Origin of the sequence: Cohaesibacter haloalkalitolerans (genome assembly GCF_003574655.1) — a bacterium.
GTDB lineage: Bacteria > Pseudomonadota > Alphaproteobacteria > Rhizobiales > Cohaesibacteraceae > Cohaesibacter > Cohaesibacter haloalkalitolerans.
In genome coordinates this window covers 15225-38913 of sequence record NZ_QNUM01000004.1, presented here as the reverse complement: position 1 = coordinate 38913, position 23689 = coordinate 15225, and the positions used below count along the sequence as shown (strand labels likewise).

The window sequence follows — 23689 nt, the reverse complement described above, 5'->3', positions numbered from 1 at the left end:
GTTCTAAGCCCCCCTGCTTATGGCTGACCGCGCTTGAGGTCCTTGCTGATATCGAGCGTCTCATTGTGGATGCGCGATTCATAGACCTGCAAGTTCTCGATCAGCTTCATGACATAGTTGCGGGTTTCCGAGAAGGGGATCCGCTCAACCCAGTCGATGGCGCTGACGTCGTTGGTGCGCGGGTCGCCGAAGCGTTCGATCCATTCCGGTGGTCGTCCCGGTCCGGCGTTGTAGGCCGCAAAGGTGAGAATGTAGGAACCACCAAAGCGCTCGAGGTTTTCCTTGAGGAAGGCACTGCCCAAAAGGACCGCGTATTTGGGATCGCTGGTGATGCGCGACTGGGAATAGGAGACGCCGAGCTTGCGGGCCGTACTCTTTGCGGTGGCGGGCAGCATCTGCATTAGGCCAAGCGCATTGGCGTGGCTGCGGGCCTTGACGTTGAACACGCTCTCCTGCTTGGTCAAGGCATAGATCAGCGCAATGTCGAGGCCGTTGGTGTTGACACCTCTTGGCAGGGCATGCAGCGGGAAGGCGAGCTTGTCCACCGGCAAGCCGCGGTTGAGCGCGAGCTGCCCGATCTGGACCGCGTTCTGGTGCAGGTCATAGCTCTGGGCGAGCTTGTGCGCGAGCTCGATTTCCGATGGATCGTCAAGCGTGTTGGCAAGATGGCGGAAGATCGGGCCGGCTCTTTCTTCCTGCCCGATGGCTTTCAGCCGCTTGATGGCCTGCACCAGCTCGCGCCGTTCAAACCGGCTCTTCTGAGCTTGACCGGCTGCGGGCGGCGTGCGCAGATTGAGATGCTTGACGCCCAGCTCTTCAAGGGCCAACTGGCCGTAATAGACGGTTGGATTGGCGGCGGCCTGATAGAATTTTGCCGCTCCTGCCCGATCTCCTGCCGCTTCCCAGGCGCGGCCCTGCCAATAGAGGCCACGGGCCTTGTCCTGCCGACGGGTTGCCCGTTTCCAGCTGTTTTCGAAATGCACGGCGGCGGTCTTGTGGTCGTTGAGATAGCGCAGGGCAAAGAAGCCTGCGTGGAATTCCGCTTCCGAGAAATCGACCCCGGATTCAGCTGAATGGCGCGCCGCAATCCTGTAGGCACGTTTGGCGTCGCCATTGTTGAGCATCATGCGGGCGAGCAATCGTCTTTCGTCCCACCAGACATCATGGTTGATGAGGCGGTCTTCATCAAGCGGTGCCTTGAGCAGCAGGTCTGCTGCCTCGGTTTCCTTGTTGGCGCGGCGAAGATACTGAATCTTGGAGAAGATATAGCCCGGATCGTTGCGGAGCGAACTGGGAACCGCGTTGAGCAGGGAGGCGGCATTGCGGTCGCCGCGGATGACGGCAACCCGGGCATTGACGACCTTCATCTGCGCATCCGTCAAATAGCCTTTGAGGCGCAAGGCCCCATTGGCCCGCTCCCTGTAGAGCAGGTAGCTTGCCCGGTAATAGTGGTCGGCGTTGGTCAGGACGCTGCCAAGACTGGAGCGGATCTTGCTCTCTATATCGTCATTCAGAGCCTGTTCGCGCCAGATCGGACTGATCAATCTGGCGGCCTGTGCCTTGTTGCCGACCATCGCCTGTGAAATGGCCAGCTCGATGGCTGCCGTGGTCGATTCCGGGATGCTGTTGCCGAATGCCCGCACCATTTCGGCACCGGAGCTGGTTTCGCGGGCAACGGCTTCTTCAATGCGGCGTTTGGTCAGGTCGCGGCTCGGCCACCCCGTTTTCTGCTCGTAGAAGGCCTTGATCTCGCTTGCAGGCAGATCATGATAACCGCCGATGATCAGAATGTAGGTCAGCAAGGTCCTGTCAAGGGAGGGCTTCATGCCTTTTTGAATGGCGAGCGCAGTTTTCTGGTCGTTCTTGTCGAGGGCGGTCAACGCCTCTTTGAGGGAGCCACGTTCAGCGCTGATGCCGTTGTCGTGGCGTTCAACCGCAGGCAGGGCGCTTGCTGCACTTTGCGCAGTTGGAGCCGCTTTGGGCGGTTGCAATGTCGCGCCGGATCCCACGGTCGCAACCGGCACCATCGGGTCTGTCCGGTTCTTGGGTAGAACGGTGAGATCGGCCGGCAGCATGGCGGTGTCTGTGCCCGCTTCGGTGGCTGTCCCGGCGTTGGCCCCTGCGGTCTCATTGGCTGTCTGGGCTGGCTCGGGCAGTCGCTCCGGGACAAGAGAAACAGGGGCGGGTGTCGGCGTTGAAACTGTTGGTGCCGCCATTGGTCCTGATGCGGGGCGAGCCCTCGGCACGGGGACGGTTTGCGGAAGCGTCTGGGCGACGACCAGACTTGTCGTTGCCAGAAGGCAGAGGCTTGCGATGGCGGATTTGAAGGGTGCTCTAATCATATCGTCTGAAAATGTGAGTAAAAACCGGCTTTTCATGAAGAAGACATTATTGTTGCAAAATTATGGTGAAGAAATTCCTTAGAACCGGCTCTCTTTTCGAATTCATAAGCTTATCACAGCAATGTGATGGGCATCGGGAAGGTCTGATCGGCGAGGGCTTATCTCGGTTGCAGACCTGTTTTGCAGGTCGATGGGGATGAAATGACAGAAACATTGCATCTTTTGATGAAACGTGGTGTTATGGGCCGCAATTTCCGGCAAATTGTCGGAAAACAATAGCATTCCAGCAAAATGCCGGATTAATTTTTGAAAATAACGAAAATACCATGCGCAAGGCATGGAAAAGATGAGGAAACGGACATGTTCAAAGGATCTTGCACTGCACTCATAACTCCTTTCAATGAGGGCGGCGTGGACTACAAGGCCTTTGAGTCTTTTGTGGACTGGCAGATCAACGAAGGCACTCATGGGCTTGTCCCGGTTGGAACGACCGGTGAATCCCCCACACTCAGTCATGACGAACACAAGAAGGTCGTTGAGTCCTGCGTCAAGGTTGCCAACAAACGCGTTCCGGTTCTGGCGGGCGCCGGTTCCAATTCTACACTGGAAGCCATCGATCTTGCCCAGTTCGCCGAAAAGGCCGGGGCCGACGGTGTGCTGGTCGTGACACCTTACTACAACAAGCCATGTCAGAACGGCCTCTATGAGCATTTCAAGGCAGTGGCTTCGGCGATTTCCATTCCGCTCGTCATCTACAATATTCCGCCGCGTTCGGTGGTCGACATGAGCGTCGAAACCATGGCGCGCCTTTATGAGGATTGCCCGAACATCGTTGGCCTCAAGGATGCCACCGGCGATCTGGTGCGTGTTACCCGTCAGCGTCTGGCCATGGGCAAGGACTTCATCCAGCTTTCCGGCGAAGATGCAACCGCGCTCGGTTTCAACGCCCAGGGCGGGCACGGCTGCATTTCTGTTACCGCTAACGTTGCCCCAAAGCTCTGCAGCCAGTTCCAGACCGCCTGCATGAACGGGGAGTGGGACAAGGCGCTGGAGCTGCACGACCTCTTGTCGCCGCTGCACCGGGCGATGTTCCTTCAGCCAAACCCGGCGGGGGCCAAATATGGGCTGTCCCGCCTAGGCAAGATCGAAAATAGCGTTCGTTTGCCGCTGATGGCTGCTACTGAGCCGGTAAAAGCTGAAATCGACGCTGCAATGAAGGTTGCAGGTCTGATCTAAATTGCTTATCTCTTGTGTCATGGCACAGAAGAAAAAGAAAAGCGATCCGAACAACCGCGTTGTCGCGGAGAATCGGAAGGCGCGACACGATTATGAATTCGGTGAAGTTGTCGAAGCAGGATTGCTTCTGACCGGTACGGAGGTGAAGTCCCTGCGTACCGGCAAGGCGACTATTGCCGAATCCTATGCGTCTGACGAAAACGGCGAAATTGTCCTGATCAATGCCAACATACCGGAATATGATCAGGGCAACCGGTTCAACCATGATCCGCGCCGTCCGCGCAAGTTGCTGTTGCACAAGCGCGAAATCGCCAAGATGAGTCAAGCGGTCCAGCGCGATGGCATGACCATCGTGCCGCTCAAGCTCTATTTCAATGACAAGGGCATCGCCAAACTGGCTGTTGCGGTCGCGCGCGGCAAGAAAAACTACGACAAGCGTCAGGATGCCAAAACTCGGGATTGGCAGCGCGACAAAGCCCGTTTGTTGCGTGACAAGGGCTGAAACCGCAGAAATCCGGTTTCTGTCCAAAAATGCGGACGCGAATTTTTCCCTCTTTTTTATTTCTGTGCAAGCTTTTCAAAAGCTGGAGCATTTTAAAAGAGGGGAAAACCCGAATTTGGGCTTCCATAATTCGGAAAGCCTTCTATAAAGATGACACTTCAGTGACGCGGGGTGGAGCAGCCCGGTAGCTCGTCAGGCTCATAACCTGAAGGTCGCAGGTTCAAATCCTGCCCCCGCAACCAACCTCTGAAGATATTTCAAGGAACAGTCTTGAAATGTGCTGAACGGAAGATCTCACGGTTTTCCGAAGGTTGGTGTCACAAACTGAATTTGGCGCGGGGTGGAGCAGCCCGGTAGCTCGTCAGGCTCATAACCTGAAGGCCGCAGGTTCAAATCCTGCCCCCGCAACCAATTTTCCCAAGCATTTCCAGATATTGCCTGTCTATGCTGACGCCAACGATCTTGGAGCCTTTTCCGAGAGTTTTGGTGGTGTTGGGGTGTATCTCCCAACTTCGTTCATCACGCCCAAATCAATCATATCTGATCTGGTCCAGGATTCGGTCTGTGCGACTGAATTTGGGGTTGGTTATCAAGATGTTGTCGTCGATGGATGGCTGTGTTCGGACGAATGCTTCCGGTGGAACGGCTGTCTCTAAGGGCGCTGCAACTCTCAGGAACGTCGGGTTTTGTTGAAAATGGCTTGGTTGCTTCCGAACTGCTCCTTGTGTTCTTTCCGAGGCGTGTTGCGCTATGTGCCCTCTGTAGGCCTGAGCTATGAGTTTTTTATCCAGCGCTCATTCCCGGTTCGAAAATTGCAATAGAAAATTCCGGGTTGCTTTGAGAGTGCTTCCAAGAGGGGTATCCCCAAAGTGCTTCTCGGTAAAAAATGTATCCATTGCCCGGCATTGAAAGTCACGAATTTGATCCTATCGATATTGTTTTGCCAAATTGTTTCCGCAGCTATACAAACAGAAATAAAGATAATACAATGGTCTTTAAAATATATTGGGCTATATGGTTTTTTGTCTGAGAAATAAATGTGTTGATTAAAACTCGGAGTTCTGAAAACAGGAACTCTGTTTTTGAGATGTCATATTCTCAATTGTGATTGGGAAAATCGATTACAGATTGTGCCACGAATTGAGCAGTTGCCATGATTGAGAATTTGAATTTTGATGCAAAACGCAAGAAGCGTCTGGCTTATATTAACGCCGAGCCACTGATATTCGAGGGGGCTAAAGCTCTTTTAAACGGAACAGATTTTGTTGTTGTCAGAACAATGGATGAAACCAATGGGCCATCTGTCGAACAGGCCCTGAGTCTGCACCCGGATATCGTCATGGTGAAGATCAAGAATATCGAAGAAGGGGAAGTGCTCGTAGATCAGTTGAGCCGCTTCGATGTCAATGTGCCGTTTGTCTTTCTGGATGCAGATGAAAAGTTCTGTCAGATGTTCAGAGAACGCGGGGTCAACTATGCTTTTCTTAGCAGGGCGGTCACCTCCCAGAACTTCGTCAATGCGATTTCAATTGTTGCCAATGGCGGGAATTATATCGACCCCAATATTTCCATGCGGTCAAACGAACAGGCGCGTCTGACGAATGCCGACTGCGATGGCGATGACGACGATCAGATTGAAATGAGCATCTTGAGTGAAAGAGAAAAGACGGTTCTGCATCAGGTCGCTCTCGGGCACTACTCAAAGGAAATTGCTGCCAATCTGAATTTGAGCATCAAGACCATCGAGACCTACAAGAACCGTGCAATGAACAAATTGCAACTGACAGACAGGGCGTCCATCGTACGTTATGCCGTTACCAACGGATGGTTCGACTCATAGCCAGATCGTGCGGGCGAGTTATCGCGCCTGCCATATTGCCGGAAGAACGATCCCGGCAGCGTCCAATACATGATTTCAATGCACTTCAGGGCTGATCCCGATGCCGGTGGCAGCGTCTCCGGTCACGGGAGGGCTGCATTTGTTGCGGGTCGGGAAGAGTTGTTGCGCTCTCCTGCACACCAATTGTGGCTGAGGGAGGTACTCGGGAAGCCGTCAACTTTACCGATGACGCGGCATTATAGCGGTGCCGCTTTCAAGCGACCTGCTGCTTGATGCGAGCGATGGACAGGGGGATGACGTTGGTTGGGCGGTCCTCGGCCAGAAGCTCCTGAGCGTCCATTTTGACCAGCTCTTTGAGCGTGTCCAGATTGATGGACTTGCCATCAAGCTCGATCAGGGTATCGGACAGTCTCTTCACCAAAGCCTTCGAATCCATAGCCAGGTTCCTCTCGTGTTGTGACTCGCTTCCTTGTACAAAAATAATATTGAAAAAAACTAAATAAGCAGAGCGCACAAAATAAGGTGAGGTTGGCAAATTGATCAAAATGGCTGTCCGGAAAAGACGAAAGTAAGATATTTTCTCTTCCTTCTTTCCAAGGATTGATGCCGATCTCTCGATAATCGAACTGGAAATTAATTGAATTTTCAACCAACTTCAAGAATTAAATATCTGATTGTCAAGACTTTATTATTAGCAATAATGATGTAAATCAAAAGCAGCATGTTAAATACTGCGATCTGTGAAAAATCATTCTAAGTCACTGAAATTGGCGTCTTAGTCAGTTTGAAGCAATCTGATATATATCTTCCCCCAAAATCGCTGCCTATTTTTTAATCTCTCACTGATCGAGGAAGTGTCGCTTGTGGCGATGTTGAATTTCACCTATCTCGACATTATCCGTTAACTGTTTGAAAAGACGTGAGAAAGGATTTTCCCTACAGGAGTTCCATTTATTCTGACTAGGTATTTTTATGTACCGGCGCTAATCGTTAAGGGAAGATTAATGTTTGCATAAAATTTGCCCATTTAGGGGCTCGGCCTAAAGCGCCCGGGAAACAGACATGACTTTCCGGGAGAGCATTTATGCCATCGGATAAAAATTAATACTATCAAAACATGAGGTTTGTCGTGGCCAGAATTAGCATCTTTGGTATTGGATATGTTGGAACGGTAGCCGCAGCTTGTCTTGCAAGAGACGGTCATACTGTCATTGCCGCGGATGTCGACGTAAGCAAAGTCGACTCGATCAACGCCGGAAAAACGCCGATTGTAGAGAATGGGCTGCAAGAGCTTATCGCTGCGGGTGTGGCAAGTGGTCGGCTGTCTGCAACGACAGATGCCCGCAAGGCGGTGCTGGAAACGGATGCATCCTTCATATGTGTCGGAACTCCCAGCGCACCGGATGGGTCCGTCGGGCTCGACTATGTGTTGAGCGTTTGCACTGCCATCGGCAGCGCGCTTGCCTTGAAGGATACATTCCACTCAGTTGTCGTGCGCTCGACGATTGTCCCGGGGTCGATGGAGAAGTCCTGTATTCCTGCTCTGGAAGCGTCTTCCGGATTGACGGCGGGCGAAGAGTTCGGCGTAGGCTATTTCCCGGAATTCCTGCGAGAAAGCACCGCAATTGAAGACTATTACGATCCCGGCCTCATCGTCTTTGGTGCGCTTGATCAGCAGACCAACGACATTCTTACCGAGATCAATGGCCAGTTGAACTGCGAAATCAGCACTGTGAGCCTGCGCACTGCGGAAATGATCAAATACACCAGCAACTGCTGGCGTGCGGTCAAGATCACCTTTGCAAACGAGATTGGCAATATCGCCAAGGCCGTGGGGCTCGACGGGCAAGAGGTCATGCGTGTTCTGTGTTCGGACATGAAAGTCAACATGTCGCCTTACTTCATGCGCCCCGGCTTTGCTTTTGGCGGCTCCTGTTTGCCGAAGGATCTGCGTGCCCTGCGCTTCCTGGCACGATCCAACAACGTCCCATCGCCCATGCTTGATGTCGCTCTTTCCGCGAATGAGGCCCAGATCCGGCGGGCCGAACATCTTGTCGACAATCTGGTGGGCCGCTCGATCGGCATGGTCGGGATCAGTTTCAAGGCCGGTACTGATGACCTGAGAGAAAGTCCTCTGGCTGCGCTGGCCGATCGGTTGATCAAGAAGGGGTATGACCTGAAGATCTACGATCCATATGTCCAGGAAGCCTATGACGAGGCGATGAGTGGCGCTGGTCGCGGCAATGACTATGTCGAAAATCTGGAAGCAAGGCTGGTCAGCTCGATTGATGTCCTGATCGACCAGTCCGACATTCTGCTGGTGGGCAACAAATACTCCGAAGTCGTCGAGCCTCTGTCCAGGGCAGCCTCAAGAGTGCCAATGGTCGATCTGGCTCGCCTTGATAACAAGGTGAAGTCCAACGGCAATTATGAAGGCATTTGCTGGTGAGGATGAGACGATGCTGGCTCACATTGCATATATATCGGTAATGTTGATCCTGGCTCTGGCCGTGCCAATGGAAGTCAGCACCAATGCTTCTGGCGCGGTCGTTGTCCTCGGGATCATCGGAGCCTGGCGGTATAGTTGGGCCGCAACGAACTTCCTTCGTGCCTTCTGGTACAAACGCGTTGTGTTTCCACGGCGGCGAAAGGTCGCCGAGGAACGCTATTTTGCCAAACCCACACGGGCTCACGCCTTTTTTCTGACGACAACTTTCAAGATTGCGCCAGAAATTTCAGCCCGTGTCTATCGCTCGATCTTTGCCGCTGCGGCGCACTCCAAGGGCGGGGCAACCATCGTGGCGTCTGTTGTAGATGCTTCGGATGTCCGTCTGATCAAGAGTGCCTTTGCCTCCATGCCTCTCGATATGAGCCGTGTGCAGCTGATTTTCGACAGGATTGAAGGGACCGGAAAGCGCGATGCTCTGGCTACCTCTTTGAGGACCATCGCCAAACACTACCCTTCGCGTAACGACATCGTCATCTTCGTCGATGGAGACAGCTGCGTTCCGGTCGATGTGGTTGATCGGTCAGCGCCCTACTTCCTCGATCCCAGCTATGGCGCCATGACGACGGATGAAACGTCGGAAGCCACGGGTGGGCGACTGTTCCGGGACTGGTTCAATCTTCGGTTTGCTCAACGTCAAATGATGATGTGTTCCATGGGCATCAGCGAGCGGGTTCTGACGCTGACCGGTCGGATGTCTGTCTTTCGGGCCGATCTGGCAACCAACGCGGAATTCATCGAGGCGGTGCAAAGCGACCATATCGACCACTGGCGTCTGGGGCGGGTGAATTTCCTCACCGGTGACGACAAGTCCACCTGGTACTGGTTGCTGCGCAATGGTTACAAGATGGGCTATCTTCCGGATGTGAAGACGCTCTCCATTGAAACCCAGCCTCGGGACGGTTTCTTTGACTCGGCGATCACCCTGATGACGCGCTGGTTCGGTAATATGCTCAGAACCAACGGTCGGGCCCTGTCTCTCGGGCCGAGGCGCATCGGGCTGTTTACCTGGTGGTCCATCCTCGATCAGCGCCTGTCCATGTGGACGACCCTAGCTGGCCCCCTGGGGTTGCTTCTGGCTGCCATTCTGGTCGATCCGCTCGTGCTGTTGCTTTATCTCGCATGGGTCATGCTCACCAGATACCTGTTTTGCCTGCTGATTTCCTCGTTCCGGGAGGGCGGGTTTCCGATCACCTATCCGTTCCTGCTCTATTTCAGTCAAACATTTGGCGCGCTGGTCAAGAGCTACATCCTGTTTCGGCTCGATAAGCAAAAATGGACGCGCCAGAACACAACGCATCAGAACACGACACGCGCTGTTCGAACTCAATTTATGAAATCAAATTCATTTTCCTGGTTTCTTCAGGGGCTGACCTTCTGCTGGTTGGCGCTGGGAGTTTCCTGGATCACCGGCCTCGTTTGAATTGGGAATTATTGCCATGCATATAGACGATCATACAAAACGGACTGACCACGAACCTTATGAATCTCTGGATGGGGTATCCCTTTCCGATGATCATGTCAGCGAGCAGGCCATGCTGCAGATGCCATTTTCGGTCGTCATCGAAGGGCGGCAATATGAAGGCAATGGCATTTCGCTGGTCAACGCCTATGTCAAGGGGCTTGCTTCGCGCGACTATGGTCAGGTCATCAAGCCAGCGACATTCCGCGTTCCGTTTGATGGGTTTCAGGTGACGATGGCGATCGAGGTCGTCATGGTATGTGTCGACGACATCACTGGGCGTTATCGGCTTGATTTCCTCAATCCGACCGGGCCTCATCTGCCCCGTCTGCGCTATATCCTGAATGCTTATATCGCGGGTGAAGTCGTTGGCATCAATGATGTATTGAGCGTCACCGCAGACAAGGTGAAAAAGGCGTCAGCCGGTGATGTAAACAGCGAAAAGTCTTTTGTTCAGCGCTTCAAGTCGGTTGTGGGGGCCGCCTTTGTTGGTGCTGCCACTGTTGGGCTTGTGGTGTTTGCAGGTTCTCTGGTTCAGAACCGCTTGCTCGTCAGGGACGTGCCAAAGCTGGGCAAGGTCATGCCAAGCGGCGCGGTCATCAGGTCCGGAGCCGATGGGCAGATCGTCTATGTCAATCCGCAAGCCGGACTGGAAGAACCGCTCATCGCCATTCAGGGGGCAGATGGTCGTCAACTGACCGTGGTCAACCCCTGCGACTGTACCCTGACAATGGCGAAGTCGAGTGTGGTGGGTGCTGTCGTGGCGAAAGATGACGACCTGGCCTACATCCCGGGCAATGACAGCGGCATCCAGGTTTCGGCCATTCTGCCTGACAAGGAAGCCGAGATGCTGATGTTTGGCGGTGTTGCAGAAGCAACGCTGGCCGATGGCAGAACCATCAACCTGCAGACCAAAGACATCAAACCTCCCGTTTCCGGCCAGACTGCAACGCGCGCCACATTCACAGCGCCAGAGGGGCTTTTGACGCTGGATGACACGGGGGGGCCGGTCAAGCTTCGTATCAAGGACAGCCGGTATGTCTCCTTCATGAGTTTATTCAATGAGTACAAGAAACAGGTTCTCTGAGCCTGAGTGAAGTGGAGCCCCAACCGTCGCAAGCGGGGCTAAAGACCGAACATTGTGCATTTTAATTGATAAGGATGAGAAAAATGGTTGGCATCTATCCATTGGTGTTGTGTGGCGGAGTGGGGACGCGCCTTTGGCCTCTTTCGCGCTCCAATAACCCAAAACAGTTTCAGCCAATTAGCGGGTCTGAAGACACCACCTTCTTTCAGGCCACCGTCGCCAGACATGTTGCAGACGGCTTTGAAGAACCCATTGTCAGTGTGAACAGATCGCATCTTGGCGTGGTGAAGCAGCAGCTGAACGAGATTGACGTCAATGCGACGATCATTGCCGAGCCGCTTGGCCGAAATACCGGGCCTGCGGTGCTTGCCGCAGCCATCCACCTTTCCCTTCGGGACCCGGATGCCGTGATGGCTGTCTTGCCGTCAGACCACATCATCAAGGGCGACCTCAACAGGGCGCTCAAACGCATGATACCGGCAGCTCATAATGGCAAGATTACCCTGTTCGGCATCGAGCCACGCTATCCGGAAACCGGTTACGGCTATATCATCGATGGCGGCCCGCATGAAGAGGTGGCCTTTGCACAAAAGGTTTCGCGCTTTGTCGAGAAACCGCCGTTTGAAATCGCCGAACAGATGATGATCGACCGCAATGCCTATTGGGCATCGGGGATCAGTATGTTCCGTGCCGATGTGATCATGGAAGAGTACCGCAGGCATGATCCGGAGTCCTTTGAGCAGGTGATGGCGGCATATTCCAATGCGGAATATTTCCCGGATCGCCTCGAGCTGGCTGGCGAGGACTTCGCCAGAGCGGTGAGCGGACCGACCGAAGCCATCGTCTTCGAGAAGACGGATCGGACCATTCTTGCACCAACCGATATCGACTGGAACGATGTTGGCGCCTGGAAGGCATTCCATGCAGTGAGCGAAAAGGACGAGCAGGGCAACTATGTCTCCGGGGATGTCGTCTGCATCGACTCCAAGGATTCCTATATTCGCGGCTCGCAAAACCGTCTGATCGCGGTGCTTGGCATTGAAGATCTTGTCATTGTCGACACGGATGACGCCCTTCTGGTTACCACCCATGATCATAGTCAGAAGGTGAAGTCCATCATTTCGACACTGGAACAGGACGGCCGCAACGAAGTGGTCGCCCATGCCTCCAAGACGCTGCCGTGGGGACAGGTCATCAAGATGCAATCGGGCGAGAGTTTCAACCTGACCATGCTGAGGATCGAGCCTGGCCGCACGTTGCATTTCGATGAAATGGCGCATTATCACCGCCTGCTGACCTTCTCCGAGGGGCAGGGGGTCTTTACCAACAAGGCCGGCCTCAGCCAATTCAGGCCCGGCGATGTTGTTGAAGTCAAGGAAGGGGAAGAGGCAACTTTCCGCAACACCGGAAGTGAGACAGCTGTCATCGTCGAGATCCAGTATAAGGTCGAGAGGCAGGAAGTTCTCGACTATCAGCCGTCCGCTGTTCTCGACGTCGACGTCCGCGCCGAAGAGGTTGCATGATGCGCAGCCTGATCCGGACATTGGCCTTCATTGTGGCTGCCGCGGCTCCTGTTCTGTTGCCTGGGGAAGGGGTCTGTGCGCGCGCAGATCAGGAGGTCTTGCGCGCACTTCCCGACCCTATGGCAGATGTCCGCGGGCTCAAGCAACAATTGGCTCTGGCGCCGGATCTGGATATGCAGGCGGTGTCAGACGCAGTGTCGCACATCGTGCCGACCCTGGTGCCCGGTAGCTGGCACCTGGAGGAGGCAGACCTGGCGTCGCCCGCTGTTGTCGGCGGCAAGAAGACCGAGCAACAACAACGTCTTGACTTCCTTCCATTGGATCTTGTGCTCGGTCAGGTCAAAAAGCAGATGGGCGACAAGCACCATCCCGATTTGCTCAAAGCCAATCCGAGACCGGGCCAACCTGTCCTGACCTTGCAGGGCGGGGCCTTCTCGCTGGACGATATTCATTCTGCTCTTGAAAAGGCGGGCAATACCGAAGCGCTGAGCAAGGTCGATGGTGAATACAGTTTGCACTATCCCCTTTTCATCATGTCGACTGCAAAATTGCAGATCAACGCCGGGGAAACCCTGGTTCTGTCGACCGGTGAAGGTGTGTTTGTCCTCAATATCGGAAATCTCTCAATCGTCAAGGCGCAGCTTAGTGGCAGCAATCAGCGCAACAGGATCGGGGAGTTCAAACCGTTTATCCTGACGGCCCTCGGTGGGGGAATGGACATTGTTGGCAGCAAGCTCTCGAACCTTGGCTTTGGAGATCGCACCTATATGCGCGGCATTGACGTGGTTTCCAATCTGCTGTTTCCGATTCAGACCCGCACGCGGCTGGTTGCGAACCGCATTCTCGATGTTGGCTCCATCGAGATGATCGGCATGAAACAGATCGATATCCGGAACAATCTCATCATCAATAGCGAGGATTCCGCGATTCGCGTTCGCAATGTCGAAAGCGGACAGTTGCGCAACAACATCATTGTAGGAAGCCGCCATCACGGTGTGCATCTGACCGATAATCCGAAAAATCTGATGATCAGTGGCAACGTGATTTCGGGTGGGCGGGGGGCCGGGATCTATGCCTCCGGCGGTGTCTCCAGGGCGCAAATCTCTGACAATCTGCTACTGGACAATGCTCAGGATGGCATTGCGCTTGAGGGGGCGGCCTGTTCGGAAATTTCCGGGAACTCGATCTATCAGAATGGGAAGGGTGGCATCGCAGCGACCAACAGCCTCGCAATGCAGTTTCAGAAGAATCTGATTGTTGGCAATGGTGGGGCAGCCATCGCCATCGTTGGTGGCATTGCTACAGATGACCGCCATTTGCTGAAACAGAACCGCTTTATTGACAATCAGACAGGTGTTCTGGCGCGTCATTCACCCAAGCTCGAAATGACCGGAAATGATTTTTCCAGACAACTGCCGGTTCTTTTCGCAGGCGAGCTGAAACGCAATCTGCCGCAATATCTGGCCCGCGCAGGCAAGCTTGATACAGGTGTTGCGGGCATCTTTACGACCTCCAGCTCTGCTGCAACCGCTGTCAGAGAGGGCGGGGGGCGCCAATTTGTTCTTCTCAATCTGGAAAGCTGCAAGCTCTAGGTGTCAAAATGGTATTTTCATCAGAACAATTTCTTTTTTTGTATTTGCCGCTGTTTCTGGCGTTTTATTACATAACGCCCGCCAGATTCCGCTCTTGGACCCTCGTGCTGGGGTCCTATGTCTTCTATGCCTGGTGGCGGGTCGATTTTCTCCTTTTGCTCTTCCTGGTCACTCTGTGGACCTACGGACTTGGCCTGAAGATCCAGCTTGCGACCAGTGAAGCCAGAAAGCAGCTTTTCTGTTCGATCGGTGTGATCGGATGCCTGCTGGTGTTGGGCGTCTTCAAATACCTCAATTTCTTCCTCGACAGCTTTGCGGCCCTTGCTGGCACGTCTGCGCAGGAGATGGGGGTGCACTGGCGTCTTATCCTACCAATCGGTATTTCCTTCTACATCTTCCAGTCGATCAGCTATCTGGTCGATATTCGCCGTGGCGACGCGCCCGCGACGAAAAGCTTCATCGATTTTGCCGCCTTCATTGCCTTGTTCCCGCAGTTGATCGCGGGCCCGATCCTGCGCTTCAAGGACCTTGCGGACCAGATCGTCTATCGTGAACACAGTGTGCGGCTCTTCACAGATGGCATGACCCGCTTCACCATTGGGCTCGCCAAGAAAATCCTGCTGGCTGACAGCATTGCCCCGATTGCCGATGCTGCCTTTTCTTCGGCCGATCCGACCTTTGGCGAGGCGCTGCTGGGCGCCGTTGCCTATACGTTGCAGCTTTACTTTGACTTCTCCGGCTACTCCGATATGGCCATCGGGTTGGGGATGATGATCGGTTTCCGTTTCATCGAGAATTTCAATCGCCCCTATATCTCCCGTTCCATCACCGAGTTCTGGAGACGGTGGCACATCTCGCTGTCGGTCTGGCTGCGTGACTATCTCTATATTCCGCTCGGGGGCAACCGCGGCTCGGTTTACCGGACCTATCTGAACCTCTGTACCGTGATGGTCTTGGGAGGCCTGTGGCATGGAGCCAGCTGGACATTCGTCATCTGGGGAGCCTGGCACGGTGGTTGGCTGGCGCTTGAGCGCATGACCGGCTGGGTCAAGAAAGCCGATGGCGTCTGGTTCTCGCTGCCTCTTACCTTTGTGATCGTCATGATCGGCTGGGTCGTTTTCCGCGCGGAAACCGTCAGTGCTGCAATGGATATCTATGCCGGTCTCGTTGGTGCCAATGGCTTTGCAATCCGCCCGGACTTCCTCATTGGGCTTCCGCAGGATGCTTTCATCTTCCTTTGCATCAGTGCCCTGATTGCTGCATCCGAGGGCAAGTTGCAGAGCTGGTTCAGCTCTGCGGACAAGGATGAGGCGGGAGGGGGCGTGATGGTCGGCCGCGACCTGCCGGGCACGTCCCAAACTGTCGTGCTTCCCGCTATTCGCTCGATGTCTCTGACATTGGCCACAAGTGCGTTGCTGGTTCTTGCGGTGGCAAAACTGGCTGAACAAAGCTTCTCACCCTTCCTCTACTTCCAGTTCTAGGAGAAAGATATGATTGTAAAGATCGCAAATGCTTTTCGTCTTCTGACTCCGGCGCTTTTCATTGGGTATGCCGTCTATGCCAATGCGAGCCTGTTTCTGAATGACGAAACCAGGCTGAAAGGCACAGATGATCTGAGCCTCATGGAAGGCGGTCTGACCCGGGAATTTGAAGAGATCTACAAGACCAGTCTGCCGCACAGGGCACCTGCTGTCGGCCTATTGGGCGCAGCCCGCTATCTGGCACTCGGTGTCGGCAAGAAAGGCGTGATCGTCGGGGATGACGAGTGGTTTTTCACCGAGGAAGAGTTCGGGCCAGACATCAATTCCGAGCCGCTGATTGATCGGTCGGTTGCCGAAATCGCTGCGGTAAGAAATGAACTTGGAAGCCGCAACATCAAGCTTGTCGTTGTTCCCTTGCCGCAGAAATCCGACATCTATTCGGAGCATCTGGGGAGCATTTCGGACACGTCGAACGCCATCAGCCAGTATCGCCATTTCGTGTCGCGTCTGCAGTCTCAGGGCATTGAGGTTGTCGATACGCGCAGCACCATGATGTCTGCCAAGGCGGAAGGGCAGGTCTTTTTCAAGACCGACACTCACTGGACACCGCTGGGGGCAGAAAAGGTGGCGGCCGCCATTGAGCAGGAAATGATCCTGCCAGCGGACATTGATAGCAAATCCTTCAAGCTTTTCAGCGCTGAAGACACCTCGTTCTGGGGTGACCTCGTCAACTTTGTGACCGGAAGCGACTATGGAGAGCTGGCCGGTATCAATCAGGAACACACCAGAATCTGGCGGGCCGAAGAAGAGGTAGCCGATAATTCTGCGGTTGATCTGTTCGGCTCGGATGAAAGCTTTCCGGTGGTGCTCATTGGCACAAGCTACAGCGCAGATACGCGTTGGTCTTTTGCCGAATTCCTCAAAAAGGATCTTAAAGCCGATGTCCTGAACCTTGCTGAAAAGGCAAAGGGGCCGGGGGCTCCGATGTATGCCTTCCTGCAAGGCGAAGTGCTGAGGGATAGCCCGCCCGAGGTTGTTATCTGGGAGTTCCCGACCCGCTATCTGGCACAGAAGGGGATCTGGGATACGAAGCCGCAGTCAGATGGCGAAGCGTCGGTTGGGGCAAAAACGGTTGATCTGAAGCTGTTGGCAAAGGAGCAGAGCAATGGCCATTCCTAAGCTCAAGACGGTGCTATGTCTGTCTGCAATCGTGGCGATTGCCAGCGTTGAAGCTGCGAATGCTGCAACCAATGCTGCGCGTCTGCCAAAAGATACCGCAGCGAACCAAGGTCCGCTTAACCTGCCGCAGTTGCAAGAAGCGGCTGGCGCCGGGCAACAAATCCTGCCTTCACGGATCCAGATGTCATCGGCCTTGAATCTGGATGGCTATCGGCTGAAGCAAATCCGCAGGCGGCTGGTGAGCAAACAGCATGTTTCCTACAAGGATCTGCGCGAGCTTGCCGATACCGGGGATGGACTGGCAGCCTATCGCTTTGCCAAGCGTCTGATGGGAATGGGGCGCAACGACATACTCTCCGATGTTGCCCATTATCTGTCCATCGCAGCATACGACGGGCGCAGCTATGCCGTGCAGCCTCTGGTCAAGATCCTGCAGAACCAGAGTGTTGAATTCTCAGACAGCAGGCTGAAGCATCTGGAAGAGGCGCTTTTGCGACAAGCCAGAAGCGGCGATCAAAAGGCACTGCTGGCACTGGCCCAGTTCTATCAATCTGGCTCGCCTTTTGGTGCCAAACCCGATCTTGCGACGGAGCTGATGAAACGGGTTGATACATCCGCTTATGACGACAGGATTGCTTTGCGTCTGGCTGCGTCCATCGCCTCCCATCAGCCCCTGCTGCCCAACGAGAAAGAGGAAGTGAAACGCTATCTGGATGTTGCAGATCGCAGTGAGGATTTCGGCATTCGTGCCGCGGCCAAGAATATGCGCCGCCTTATAAATCAGCCTCAAGATCTGGGCGAGGAAACCTGAAAGACGAGTATTGCATCATGATTGATTTGAAACCTTTATTTGCAGTCTGTATGTGCACCTTCCTCTTTTCGGGAGATGCCGAGGCGAAAGGCGATCTTTCCGTTTCGGCCTTTGGGTGCAAACATCTTGAAGACATGGCGGAACCCCGTTCCATTGAGGGGAAGTCCGGCTATTTCTACCGGATTTACACGGATCTGAGGATGCATCACAGCTTCTCGGACGAGACCATCGAGAATCTCGCGCGGTTGTCGGAGATGCTCAAGGCCAAGGGCACGACCCTCATCTATGCGCCCGTTCCGACCAAAAGTCAGGCCATGCCGGAGTTCCTGCCCGATTCCGCAGCGCTCTATGGCTACACGCGAGAGCTTGCTGTTCAGAGTTATCAGACCGTTGTGGACCGGTTGAGGGCGGCCAATGTGGTGGCTGCCGATCTGCAGAGCCCGATGATTGCTGCCAAGTCTCACGATGGCCTGTTCTTCCGTTCAGATTTTCACTGGACGGCACAAGGGGCACGTCTGGCGGCTGAGGCAATTGCGGATGTGATCAAGGCCCAGCCTGAATATGCCTCGGCAAAGAAGACCAAGTTCAAGACCAGGGAACTGGAGAGCATTGTGTCCTTCTCGACGTTGCGCAACAATCTGCAACGCTTCTGCAAAGACTCGCTGCCAGCCGTTGAAAGCATGGCCTATGAGACCACAAAGGCTGATCAGTCCTCCGGCAGTTTAGACCTTTTCGGTGCCGAGGCGACAGATCCGATTGCGCTGGTGGGGACCAGCATGTCGAACGCTGAGGCTGGCAATTTCGGCGGCTTTATCAGCCAGTACAGCTCATTGGCGCTCACCAACTATGCCATCTCCGGCGGCAACCAGTTCGGCTCCATTCTCTCCTACATGACTTCCCGGGAGTTTCAGGAAAACCGGCCACGGTTTCTGATTTGGGAGAATCCGATCTACAACAATCTGGGCCAATATGGGCCGGCCCCATGGGTCGAGCTGCTGGCCGCTGCTTCCCAGACCTGCCAGCCGGCACTGGAAGCAAAGGGTCTTGACGATCAACCGAATGAATTTGTCGTGGATCTCACGTCTGTAGAGGTCACCCCCGATCAGGCGGTGATGGTTGAGACCCCGGACCAGACAATCCGTGACTTGAAAGTCGATGCGGCATTGGCAAACGGTCAGCACCGCACAATCTCGATGCTGCGTGGCGACCGGCTGCGCGCGACGGGCCGTTTCTATTTTCCATTGCAACCGCTTGAGCAGGCTCCAATCACGAGCTTGAAGCTGATTTTTGACCGACCTCCCGAAGGTGGGAGCGAACTTCAACTTTGTTCATACTGAAAAGGGCTACGATCATGTTTAAGACATTTCATTTCGCATTCTTCCTCATGACCTCCATTGTGCTTGCAGCCAGCGGTGCAAAGGCAAATGACACGGGCCTTTATGGCAAGGCGCTCGACCCGAATTCTTCTTTCGTGAGAGTTCTCGTTGGCAAAACGACCGCAGTGCGCATCGCCAGCAAGGTTTTCCCGCAATTGGAGAATGGCGTCTCTCCTTACATCGTCGTCTCGCCGAGCACCATTGATGTCGCGATTGGCGACAAGGAGGGCTCGGTCGATGCCAAGCCGGGCAAGTTCTACACCATCGTTCTGAACCAGTCCGACGACCTGTCGGTGATTGACGACCAGATTGCCGTCAATCCGGCCAAAGCCAGCCTGAGCTTTTACAATATGTCCGATGTGACGGCGCTTGATTTCTATGTGCCGCAGGCAAAGGCCAATGCCGTTTCGGCTCTGGCGTCCGGGCATGCGCAAACGGTTCAGCTGAAGGCACCTCTGACGCTTGACTTTTCGGCGATGGCCAATGGGGCTGCGCAGGCAACCGTTCAAAAAGTTCTGCTGGAGCGTGGGAGCGGCACATCGATCATTGCGGAAAGTCGCGATGGTCAATTCATGCTGCGCTCGGTTCGTAATGAAATAGCCCGCTAACCGGAAACAGGAGATCGTTACCATGAGAAACTCCGGATATGGTTTGGGCAAATTGCTGCCCGGGATCATTGTCGGGACGGCAATCGGGCTGCTGGCAAGCACCAGCGCCCGGGCAGTTCCCGTGGCGGTGCATTTTGCGCCGCCAACAATCGAGCTTGGCAAGATTTGCGAAGCCAGGAGACCGGATGCTCAGATCATCGAAAGCTGGCGAGACTGGGATGGCAAGGTTCTACCCAAAGGGCGCTCGGCCGAGGAGTCTTTCCGCGAGCTCGTCCGGTTGCAATATATCGATGCGAAAACCTTCTACAGCAAGATTCTTGCCGGGTTGAAATTGCAAAAGGCTGCCGACCCTTACTACGACGAGGCGCGGTATCTGGTCGATCTCATTCAACTGCACATGCAAGCAGGCAAGTTTCAGGAGATCAAGGAACAGAAGCTGATTGAACAGCTGGAGAAGGTGAGTGGTTCGTCGGCCAAGGCGCAAAACTATCTCGCCAACCTGCATCTGCAAGGCATGCACCCCAATAGTGATCCCGCAAAGGCAATCGAACTGAAGATACAGGCCGCTTACGACGGCGAACCTGATGCCATGCTGTATCTGGCACAGCGCACGGCTGGCGGCGAAAAGATCGAGGGATGGGACGTCGCTCCCGATATTGCAGCGACGCTTGCCTTTGGTGCAATTCTGGGCAAGCTGAACCCGAGTATTTGCGACAGGACCGTCCGGTTGGCGCGCGAATATGCCAATGGCGATATCGTGCAACGGAATTATGAGTTGAGCGATGCCTGGTACCGGTTCGGAGCGGATCTTGGCGACGATTTCTCCGCATGGAAATCCGCCGAGTACCATCTGACCAGTGAATATATCACCAAGAACAACGACTATCTGGTGAAATACCTCAAGCAGGCATCGGATGGCGGCATTCTCAACGCTCAGCTGGAGTATGCACGGGCTTTGGAAATCGGCGCAATCGTCGATGAAAACAAGAAAGAAGCCATGGCGATCTATCAGAAAATCGCCAGAAAGAATCCGCGCCTTGGCTATTTGCGCCTCGTTCAACTGCTGGATTCGGAGCACAGGACGACACCTCAGGCAGCCAAACAATTCAAGGACGCCCTGTTGAAACTCTCCGAACTGGATGATGCTCCCGGATGGGTCTTTGCCAAACTGGGGCAGGCAGAATTGGAAGAAAAGGGCAAGTGGTTGGGCATGACCGCCGCGAAGGGCTACTTTGAGAAAGGGGCCCGCAAAGGTGATGCGGAATCGCAATATCAGCTTGGTAGATTGCTGATGCATGACAATGACGATCCGTCCAATTATGAAAGAGCCATTGATCTGTTCAATGAAACGATTTCTTCCGACGGCAAGGTCGCATCGCTTACGGCTCTTTTGCGCGCGCATAGCTGCTTTTCCCGCAGGCAGAATGATGCGGAGATTGCAGGATTCTGGCAGCGGGCCGAACAGGGCGCAGGCAACAGCAGTCTTGATGTGACACTTGACAGTTTGCGTCTTGCTGCCGTCGGGGAAAGCGATCAAAGCAGGGCGATTCAAAGCCGGATACAGAATACCGCGCTCTACGGTCGGACAAAGGCGCTGCAGAACTACGCCATCTTGATGTCGGCCCAACTCGACGCAGCTTCGGATGCGGCTGAGGCCGATCTGTTGAGGCAGAAAATCAGCTTCTGGCGTGGCTTCGCCAAACAGTTTGAAGGGGGAGAAGCGTCGTTTGTCGCCGGGCTTTATATGGCTGCAACGACTTCCGAAGACAAAGGGCATTTCCTTGGCGATCTGCAAGATCTGGTGGCGCAGAATGACGATGCAGCCAAGTTGAAACTGGCTGGCATCTACCTTGAGAAGCAGGCGGACGATGCCAGCAAGGTGAAAGAGGCGCAGCAGCTGATCCTGACCAGTTCGGACAAGATTCCCGAGGACTTGCTGCAGGCGTTCCTTGATGCGCGCACAGCACATGGCATGGAGACAAAGGCGTTTGTTGCGCAGAATCTCGACAATCTTGCCAAGCGTGCCAGTGCTCAATCGCTGTTGATCCTGGCGTCGGTCGAAACCGATGGGGAACTGCAACGTGATTTGTTCAACAAGTCCGTTGTGCAGATGGGCTGCGATTTCGATACGTCTTTCAAGATGGTCGAGTTCCTGCGCAAGACCTACGGGCATACCGATGTTTTCAAGCATTGGCTTGGTGTGGCCAGCCGCCTGCATTCGGAACCCTGGCAAAGCGTGAAGCTGGGTGACCTCTATGCCGAGCAGGACAGCAAGGAAGCCCGCGCCAAGGCCTATGACCTGTATATGGAGGCCGTCAAGGCACAGGATAATGTTGCCGCAATCCGCTTGCTTGACTGGGTCGCGGATCCGGAAAGCGAGTTCTACAACGCGACCTTGGCAGTCAATCTCTTCAATCAGGCCATCGAGACCGCTCGGCCGAGCCTTTCCTTTGGCATAGCCAACCGGGTGAAGCGGGCTCCGGAACCCATCCGCGAAGCCGTGCTTGAGAACAACAGCCTTGAGAAGCTTTACCGTTCTTCAGCAAAGGCAAGCAATCCGGTTGCCATGCGTGAGCTGGCAAAGATCCTCAGAAGCGGCGAACCAAACGACAGTCGTCTGGAAGAGGCAAGCAACTGGCTGAAGCAGGCTGCAGAACAGAGAGACGTCGAAGCCATGGCGATGCTGGCCCAGAACTATGCTTTCGGCATCGGGGTAACGCCGTCTGCGGAATTGGCGCAGAAGTGGCTTCGCGCGGCAGCCGAAGCAGGGGACAAGACATCGGCTTCCCTTTTGGCGCTTTCTGAAAACCAGAACAAGGGGCAGTGAAACCAGCATGGTACAGTGCATGAAAGAGTTAATCAGCAAGGGAGGGCGAGCGTCATTGCTCGCAGCTCCACTGCTGCTCACAAGCCTTGTTGCCCAGGCAGCGTCGAATGCGCCTGACGCTGAAACGGAAAAATTTGTCTGTCCCGAGTTTCCTGAAGCCACGATTTCTCTTAGCTATGGCAGTCGTTACAAGGACGACAGCAAGTCTCGTTCGGACATTGATGCAGAAGCAAATGCCGCTGTAAACGAGGCGCTTGCCCCTTCGGATCGATTTGTCCAGATCCTGTCCAGTCTGGCTGACAAGGCGCGGACCACACCATCGCAACGAAGCGACATTGTCCGGTGTGCCATCGATGCAATTGATGACTGGGCTGAAGCGGATTCCTTCAGTGAAATCGACAGCCTGACAGCAAATCTGTCCTATGCCTCGCGCGTTGGGGGCATTGCGATTGCTTACGCCCAACTGAAATCCCTCATTCTCCAATCGGCTGAGGAGCCGACAGCGGACGCCGCAATCATTGGTCGATTGCAGTTTTCCAAAAAGGTCGAGCCAGCAGTCGCCACGGAAGAGACTGTTGTCACAGACGGTGAGCCTTCACCTGAAACCGCACCGCTACCTGCCGCCGTGTCCGTGCCTGTATCTGTGCCGGAAGACTATCTGCAAAGCACAGAAACGATTGAGCAGTGGTTGACCGGACTGGGGCACGCCATCATCCAGTTCTGGGAAACCGATGGGCCTCCGATGGCAAGCAAGGGCAATCTGAGAGCATGGGCAGCACTTGCCCTGATCCAGATCGGCCTCATCGTTGAAAATGAGAGCTTCATCGACTGGGGGTTGGAAAGCCACCGGGTGATCCTTGATACCATTGATCCGGATGGCAGTCTACCGATGGAAATGCGCCGCGGCAAATATGCCTTGCACTATCAGCTGCACGCTATCGCTCCGATGGTCACGGCAACCGCCATGCTAAAAGAGGTCAACAAGCTCAATCCCCAACCCTACATGGATCGCCTGATCATGGCTGCGAGGTTTTCGCTGCGCGCCATCGAAAAGCCGGAGCTTGTGGAAGAAAAGACAGACAAACAGCAAACGGTCAAGTCCGGGCTTCTTGAACAGAAGAAGTATCAGATCGCCTGGCTTGAACCGCTTCTGGTGCTCGAAAAGGATCCGGAACTGGATGCCACAATCGATGATTTGAGGCCTCTGACAAACTCTAAACTGGGAGGAAACATGACGCAGAGATTTCACGGCGACAAAAGTGATGGGTCTGAAATTGAAGGAGTTGAACAATAAGTATTCACTGAGTAAAAATATGG

The 23689-nt window shown here is 54.4% G+C and carries 17 protein-coding genes and 2 tRNA genes; 17 read left to right on the top strand and 2 right to left on the bottom strand.

Annotation, left to right across the window (positions count from 1 at the left end; all coding sequences use genetic code 11):
* Positions 1 to 17: 17 nt before the first annotated feature.
* Positions 18 to 2342 (bottom strand): lytic transglycosylase domain-containing protein, encoded by a 2325-nt coding sequence (locus DSL70_RS10775; RefSeq protein ID WP_162916571.1) that lies wholly within the window; start codon positions 2340 to 2342, stop codon positions 18 to 20.
* Between the two features lie 360 nt (positions 2343 to 2702).
* On the opposite strand from DSL70_RS10775, the gene dapA reads away from it, so the two are divergent.
* The 5 genes from dapA (at position 2703) to DSL70_RS10745 (ending at position 5920) form a co-directional block, all read left to right on the top strand.
* Complete coding sequence (dapA, locus tag DSL70_RS10770) at positions 2703 to 3578, top strand: 4-hydroxy-tetrahydrodipicolinate synthase (protein WP_119307947.1); 876 nt, start codon at positions 2703 to 2705, stop codon at positions 3576 to 3578.
* Positions 3579 to 3597: 19 nt separating this feature from the next.
* Entirely contained in the window at positions 3598 to 4080 is a 483-nt protein-coding gene (gene smpB, locus DSL70_RS10765) for an SsrA-binding protein SmpB (RefSeq protein ID WP_119308346.1), read from the top strand.
* 165 nt (positions 4081 to 4245) lie between these two features.
* Positions 4246 to 4322 (top strand) — tRNA-Met (locus DSL70_RS10760).
* A gap of 92 nt (positions 4323 to 4414) precedes the next feature.
* Positions 4415 to 4491: transfer RNA gene (locus DSL70_RS10755), tRNA-Met, on the top strand.
* 742 nt (positions 4492 to 5233) lie between these two features.
* Positions 5234 to 5920 carry a response regulator transcription factor gene (locus DSL70_RS10745; RefSeq protein WP_119307945.1) on the top strand — a complete coding sequence of 229 codons (687 nt, stop codon included), beginning with the start codon at positions 5234 to 5236 and terminating at the stop codon, positions 5918 to 5920.
* Between the two features lie 253 nt (positions 5921 to 6173).
* Here DSL70_RS10745 and DSL70_RS10740 read toward each other — a convergent pair whose 3' ends face one another.
* Complete coding sequence (locus DSL70_RS10740; RefSeq protein WP_119307944.1) at positions 6174 to 6356, bottom strand: hypothetical protein; 183 nt, start codon at positions 6354 to 6356, stop codon at positions 6174 to 6176.
* A gap of 693 nt (positions 6357 to 7049) precedes the next feature.
* On the opposite strand from DSL70_RS10740, the gene DSL70_RS10735 reads away from it, so the two are divergent.
* The 12 genes from DSL70_RS10735 (at position 7050) to DSL70_RS10680 (ending at position 23666) form a co-directional block, all read left to right on the top strand.
* Positions 7050 to 8369, top strand: coding sequence for a nucleotide sugar dehydrogenase (locus DSL70_RS10735; RefSeq protein WP_119308345.1), 1320 nt, complete (start codon positions 7050 to 7052; stop codon positions 8367 to 8369).
* A 10-nt stretch (positions 8370 to 8379) separates the two neighbouring features.
* On the top strand, positions 8380 to 9849 hold the full coding sequence (locus tag DSL70_RS10730) for a glycosyltransferase (RefSeq protein WP_119308344.1): 1470 nt from the start codon (positions 8380 to 8382) through the stop codon (positions 9847 to 9849).
* 16 nt (positions 9850 to 9865) lie between these two features.
* On the top strand, positions 9866 to 10975 hold the full coding sequence (locus DSL70_RS10725) for a hypothetical protein (protein ID WP_119307943.1): 1110 nt from the start codon (positions 9866 to 9868) through the stop codon (positions 10973 to 10975).
* Positions 10976 to 11058: 83 nt separating this feature from the next.
* The gene (locus DSL70_RS10720; RefSeq protein WP_162916567.1) at positions 11059 to 12498 is read left to right on the top strand and encodes a sugar phosphate nucleotidyltransferase; all 1440 of its coding nucleotides are present in this window, start codon (positions 11059 to 11061) and stop codon (positions 12496 to 12498) included.
* The gene (locus DSL70_RS10715; protein WP_119307941.1) at positions 12495 to 14090 is read left to right on the top strand and encodes a right-handed parallel beta-helix repeat-containing protein; all 1596 of its coding nucleotides are present in this window, start codon (positions 12495 to 12497) and stop codon (positions 14088 to 14090) included. The genes DSL70_RS10720 and DSL70_RS10715 overlap by 4 nt, the downstream gene beginning before the upstream one ends.
* A gap of 104 nt (positions 14091 to 14194) precedes the next feature.
* Positions 14195 to 15571: an MBOAT family O-acyltransferase gene (locus DSL70_RS10710; protein WP_245418182.1), complete on the top strand. Its 1377-nt coding sequence runs from the start codon at positions 14195 to 14197 to the stop codon at positions 15569 to 15571.
* Positions 15572 to 15580: 9 nt separating this feature from the next.
* Positions 15581 to 16750 (top strand): alginate O-acetyltransferase AlgX-related protein, encoded by a 1170-nt coding sequence (locus DSL70_RS10705; RefSeq protein ID WP_119307939.1) that lies wholly within the window; start codon positions 15581 to 15583, stop codon positions 16748 to 16750.
* Positions 16737 to 17561, top strand: a complete 825-nt coding sequence (locus DSL70_RS10700) for a hypothetical protein (RefSeq protein WP_119307938.1) — start codon at positions 16737 to 16739, stop codon at positions 17559 to 17561. Before DSL70_RS10705 ends, DSL70_RS10700 begins: the two co-directional genes overlap by 14 nt.
* Before the next feature lie 134 nt (positions 17562 to 17695).
* Positions 17696 to 18898, top strand: a complete 1203-nt coding sequence (locus tag DSL70_RS10695) for an alginate O-acetyltransferase (RefSeq protein ID WP_162916565.1) — start codon at positions 17696 to 17698, stop codon at positions 18896 to 18898.
* A 14-nt stretch (positions 18899 to 18912) separates the two neighbouring features.
* Positions 18913 to 19545: an alginate O-acetyltransferase AlgF gene (locus tag DSL70_RS10690; RefSeq protein ID WP_119307936.1), complete on the top strand. Its 633-nt coding sequence runs from the start codon at positions 18913 to 18915 to the stop codon at positions 19543 to 19545.
* 22 nt (positions 19546 to 19567) lie between these two features.
* Complete coding sequence (locus tag DSL70_RS10685) at positions 19568 to 22372, top strand: tetratricopeptide repeat protein (RefSeq protein ID WP_119307935.1); 2805 nt, start codon at positions 19568 to 19570, stop codon at positions 22370 to 22372.
* Between the two features lie 19 nt (positions 22373 to 22391).
* Positions 22392 to 23666: an alginate lyase family protein gene (locus DSL70_RS10680; protein WP_162916563.1), complete on the top strand. Its 1275-nt coding sequence runs from the start codon at positions 22392 to 22394 to the stop codon at positions 23664 to 23666.
* Positions 23667 to 23689: the final 23 nt, after the last annotated feature.